The sequence below is a fragment of the Teichococcus aerofrigidensis genome, from assembly GCF_054073225.1.
The window spans coordinates 1-4,790 of the sequence record NZ_JBSXMU010000177.1 but is presented as its reverse complement, the minus strand read 5'-3'; the positions used below and the strand labels follow the sequence as shown (position 1 = coordinate 4,790).

General features: G+C 76.9%; 6 protein-coding genes. All 6 read right to left on the bottom strand.

Translation table 11 applies throughout. The features are described from left to right. A partial coding sequence (locus ACVMLK_RS19820) for an MMPL family transporter (RefSeq protein ID WP_457487391.1) occupies positions 1-1,255 on the bottom strand: 1,255 nt, incomplete at its 3' end. Positions 1,256-1,292: 37 nt separating this feature from the next. Next, complete coding sequence (locus ACVMLK_RS19815; protein ID WP_457487390.1) at positions 1,293-1,883, bottom strand: outer membrane lipoprotein carrier protein LolA; 591 nt, start codon at positions 1,881-1,883, stop codon at positions 1,293-1,295. Further along, entirely contained in the window at positions 1,880-2,773 is an 894-nt protein-coding gene (locus ACVMLK_RS19810) for an LpxL/LpxP family acyltransferase (RefSeq protein ID WP_198367152.1), read from the bottom strand. The genes ACVMLK_RS19815 and ACVMLK_RS19810 overlap by 4 nt, the downstream gene beginning before the upstream one ends. Further along, positions 2,770-3,084 (bottom strand): hypothetical protein, encoded by a 315-nt coding sequence (locus ACVMLK_RS19805; RefSeq protein WP_198367151.1) that lies wholly within the window; start codon positions 3,082-3,084, stop codon positions 2,770-2,772. The genes ACVMLK_RS19810 and ACVMLK_RS19805 overlap by 4 nt, the downstream gene beginning before the upstream one ends. Further along, positions 3,081-4,106 (bottom strand): AMP-binding protein, encoded by a 1,026-nt coding sequence (locus ACVMLK_RS19800; protein WP_457487392.1) that lies wholly within the window; start codon positions 4,104-4,106, stop codon positions 3,081-3,083. The genes ACVMLK_RS19805 and ACVMLK_RS19800 overlap by 4 nt, the downstream gene beginning before the upstream one ends. A 407-nt stretch (positions 4,107-4,513) precedes the next feature. Continuing rightward, positions 4,514-4,790, bottom strand: a 277-nt coding sequence (locus tag ACVMLK_RS19795) for a hypothetical protein (protein ID WP_457487389.1), incomplete at its 5' end; no start/stop codon positions are given.

The following is a 4,790-nucleotide window of genomic DNA, read 5'->3' as shown; positions in this document are numbered from 1 at the left end:
GCGGCGTGGCGGGCAGCAGGCTTGGCAGGAGCCAGCGCGTCACCGCCACACCGGCCAGCAGGCCGGCGGCGCCGAACAGCCCGAGCTGGCGCAGCAGCGGGACGTCGGAGGCCAGCATGGCGGTCAAGCCCAGCGCCGCGCTGCCCGCCGCCAGCAGCAGGCTCGGGGCGATGCGCCGCGCCGCGCCCGCCACCGCCTCCTCCTCGCCCTCCCCCTTCGGCCGGCGCTGGCCGAGCAGCAGCAGCGGGTAGTCCACCACCACCCCCAGCATCGTCATGCCGAAGCCGAAGGCGGCGCCATGCACGGCGCCGTGCCAGGCGGCCACGGCGGCGAGGCCGGCCAGCATGCCGGCCAGCAGCGGCACGGCCACCGCCGCCAGCACCAGCGCCGAGCGGAAGCGCCAGAGCAGGAAGCCCAGGATCAGCAGGCCGGAGAGCTGCGCGATCATCTCGACATCGGCGCGCACCGCCGCCGCCGCCTCGGCGGCGAAGACGCCCGGCCCGCTCAGCAGCAGCCGCGCCTCGCCCGGTCCGGCCCCACGGCCGGCCCCACGGCCGGCCCCACGGCCGGCCCTGGTGAAAGCCTCGTGGAACACCGCCATGGCGGCGGCCTGCGCCTCGGTGTCGCTGCCCGTCCCCGCCAGGCGGGCCAGCAGCAGGGCGCGCGGCGGACCGGCCCCGTCCTGTCCAGCCCCCTCCTGCCCGGCCCCCTCCTGCCCGGTCCCGGCGAACCAGACGCCGTGCCGCAGCTCCACCCGGCTCTCGCCGAGCCAGCCGCGCATGGTGTCGAGGAAGACGCCGGCCGGGTCGGCGAAGCCGAAGCGCGCCACGAGCGGCGCGGCCGCCGAGCGCAGCCCGGCCAGCAGCCGCTCCATCCCGGCGCGCAGCGCGGGCGCCTCGAAGAGCGGCGGTGCCGTCGCCGCCGAGAGCAGGTAGCGGTAGCGGAAGAGCAGATCCCGCTCCGCCTCGCTGAAATCCTGCGCGCCGTTGCCGACGAAGGAGAACCGGCCGGATTGGCGCAGCGCCTCGCCCAGGTCGCGGCTGAGCCGGGCCAGCTCCGGCTCCGGCGCGCCCTCGATGGCCGCCAGCATCAGCGTGGTGGCGGCGCCATTCCGCAGCTCGCCGAGCAGGAAGGTGGTGGCCGGGCCACGGGCCGGAGGCAGCAGATCGGTCAGCTCCGCCCGGAAGGCGACCAGCCGCGACAGGCCGAGGCCGAGCAGCGCCAGCGCCAGCAGGACGAGGAGAAGCCGCCTCACGACGCCGCCGGGCGCCGCGGCGGCGGAGCCTGCCGGCTCATGGGCGCGGCGTGATGGCGAGCCGCGTCACGCCCTCGCTGGCCCGGGTCACGACGTGGCGCAGGCCGCCGCCCTGGCCGGTGATCTCGATCCCCTGCACCGCGACGCGCAGCCGGGCCGAGAGCGGCGTCAGCACCATGCGCCACCGCCCCGCCTCGCCCTCCGGCCGGAAATCGATCTCGAAGTACCGCCGCAGCACCGGCAGGTCGCCCGCCAGGGTGGCGCGGACGGATTCCACCAGGGGTCGGATCTCGGGCGACTGGTCGAGGCTCAGCTCGCGCCGGATGCCGCGGCCGGGCTGCGCGAAGAGCAGCCGGTCGCCATCGGCGCGCAGGATCTCCTCCTCCGGGAAGGTGGTGTGCTTCTCCAGCCGGTCGGGCGGGGTCCAGGACAGGGTGCCGCTGCTCGGGAGCGGAATGTCGAGCTGCGGGATCGCCTTCTCCTCGGTGAACGAGGCGGTGCCGCCGGGCTCGGCCGCCAGCGCGGCCATGGCCCCCTCCAGCGTCAGCGGCGCGGCCAGGGCCGGGGGAGCGGGCAGCACCAGGGGCAGCACCAGGGCCAGGAGAGCGCGGCGGCGCGGCGAGCTCATGCCTCCATCTCCTCCCAGAAGTCGTAGAAGTTGAACCAGTTGTAGGGGAAGGCGCGGGCCACCGCCTCGATCCGTTCGGCGTAGCGCCGCGCCGCCAGGGCCAGTGCCGCCCGGCGGTCGCGGCGGTCGAGCGCGATGCGCTCGGCGAAGGGCTGGAAATGCACCTCGTAGCGGCGCGGCCCGGTCCAGACCGCGAAGGCGATCATCACCGGCGCGTCCAGCACCCCGGCCAGGATATGCGGCCCCTCGGGGAAGGCGGCCTCGCGGCCGAGGAAGGGCACGCGCGTGACCCTGCTGCGCGTCGGGTTGCGGTCGGCCAGGATGCCGACCAGCCCGCCGCGCTCCAGGCACTCCTTGGCCCGCAGCATGGCATCGGGCCGGCCGAGGGAGACGACGTCGCTCGCCGTGCCGCGGCCCCAGCGGGAGAAGAAGTCGGCGCTGATCGCGGCATGGTCGCCATGCATCAGCGCCATCACCTCCACCGGGCAGCCGGTATCGGCCACCGCGCGCATGGCGTCGAAGCTGCCGATATGCGCGCCGAGCAGGATGCAGCCGCGCCCCTCGGCGATGTGCCGGTTCAGCAGGTCGAGGCCGGTGACCTCGATGGTATAGCCGGCGCGGCGCCCGTCGAGCAGGAAGACCCGGTCGAGCAGGGTGGCGGAGAAGGTGAGGAACTGGCGGAACCGTTCCGTCAGGCGCGGCTCGCGCCCAAGCGCGCGGCGCAGGAAGGCGCGGCCGGCGGCGCGCTGCCGCGGGGCCGAGAGGAAGAAATAGGCGGTGATGGGGTAGAGCAGCGCATAGGCGACCCGCCAGCCGAGGCGGGTGATGATCCAGCCCATCAGCCGCAGCGCCGCAGCACTGCCGCGCTCGCGCTGCTCGCGCCAGCTCATGCCGGCCCGGCCAGGGGCGCCACCGCCGCCTCGCCGGCCAGCACCAGCGCCGCGCCGCTGTGGCAGCGGAAGGCGAAGCGGCCGGGCGCGGCGGGCCACAGCACCACCTCGACCGCCTCCTCCGGCGCCACCGGCGCGCTGAACTTGGCGCGCAGCAGCCGCGCCACACGGCCCCCCGCCGCCGCCCCGAGCCGCTCCAGCACGGCGTCCAGCAGCACCACGCCCGGCACCAGGGGGCGGCCGGGAAAATGCCCCGGCAGGCAGGGATGCCCGGCAGGCAGCCGGAAGAGGAAGCGGATCTCCGCGCTCATGCCTGTTCCGCCTGGCGCCGGCGCAGCGCCGCCAGGGCCGCGGCCGGCAGCTTGCCCACCCGGTCGCGCGGCAGGGCGGGCAGCAGGGTCACGCCGCGCGGCAGGAACACCGGATCGACCTGCCCGCGCAGCGCCGCCAGCACGGCCGCGCCGCTCATCCCCGGCGCCACGGCGAAGGCCAGCAGCCGCGCCGCCGGATTGCGGTCGAGATCCTCGGGCACGAGGAAGACGCCGTCCTCCACCCCCGGCACCGCCTGCAGCAGCCGGTTCAGGCTGGCGAGCGAGACGCGCTTGCCGCCCAGCTTGACGATATCGGCATGGCGGCCGAGCAGGCGGAAGGCACGGCCGCCCGCCGCCAGGGTCACGGCATCGGCCAGCGGCACCGGGCCGGGCATCCCGGCGACCAGCGCCTCCATCCGCCCGCTCGTCCCGTCCGCCGCCCCGTCCGCCGCATCGGCCGGCGCCTCCACGGGCCGCAGCGCGACGCTGTCGTAGAGGTGCCAGGCCTCGCCCTCCACGGTGCGGCGGCTGGCGATCGAGCCCATCTCGGTGGCGCCGTAGATCTCCAGCACCTCGGTGGACCAGGCGGCCTCGGCCTCGCGCGCGAGGTCGGGGTCGAGCGGGGCGGTTGCGGAGATCACGGCGCGCAGCGGCGGCAGGGCAGCGCCGGAGCGCAGCAGGGCGCGCATCTGCAGGGGCGTGGTGACCAGCAGGCGGGGGGCGGGCGCGGCGTGCAGCGCCTCGGCCACCTCCACGGGGTAGAAGAAGGGCCCGGCATGGCTGGCCGTCGCCGCGTGCAGCGGCAGGGCGAGGGTGGTCTCGAAGCCGTACATGTGCTGCGCCGGCACGGTGGCGACCAGCGTGGCCGCGCCGCTCTCCCCCGCCGGCCGCTCCAGCCCGAAGCGCGCGGCGGCGGCGCGGCTGGCGGCGACCAGCGCGCCCCAGGGCTTCGGATGCGCCCCCGGCTGGCCGGTGCTGCCGGAGGTGAAGCCGATGATGGCGACGCGCCCGGCCGGGATCAGCGGATTGGGCGGAACCGCGGGGCGGGGCCCCCCCGCCCCCGCCCCCCGCCCAGCCCCCGCCGCCCGCGCCGCCGACGCGGATGGCGCCCTCGGGCACCGCCCAGGCCGGGTCGTCCTGCACCGCGTCGGCCATCGGGTAGAGGCCGGGGTAGAGGGCGGCGATCTCGCGCTGGCGGCGCTCCGTGCGGTCGGCGGAGAGCAGCATCACCTGCCCCCGGCTGAGCGCGGCGGCGAGGCCGAGCAGCGCGTTGTAGCGATCGGCGCAGAGGTTCAGCACATGCGGCCGGTCGGGCAGCCGCGCCGCCAGCACAGCGACCTCGGCCAGGAAGCGGCGGACGGTGATGGCCTCGGCGCCGCGGCGGAACAGGATGGCCTCCGGCGCCCGGTCGGTCAGCGGGAGGGCGATGTCAGACATGGCGGATGCTCCCGGCGGCGCTCGCCTCCGCAGCGATGTCCCGGTGGGCGGTGTCCCGGTGGGCGGTGTCCCGGTGGGCGGTGTCCCGGTGGGCGGCGATGATGGCCCGCAGCGTGCGGGCCGGCGTGGCCGGGCCGAGATGCGGGAAGCAGCGGTCGCGCAGCGCGTGCTCCGCGAGGAACAGGCCGAGCATCAGCGCCGAGCCCGCCGCCGCCACCGCGCCCGGCGCCAGCCCGGCGAGCGGCGCCGCGGCCTGAAGCGGCGCGGCC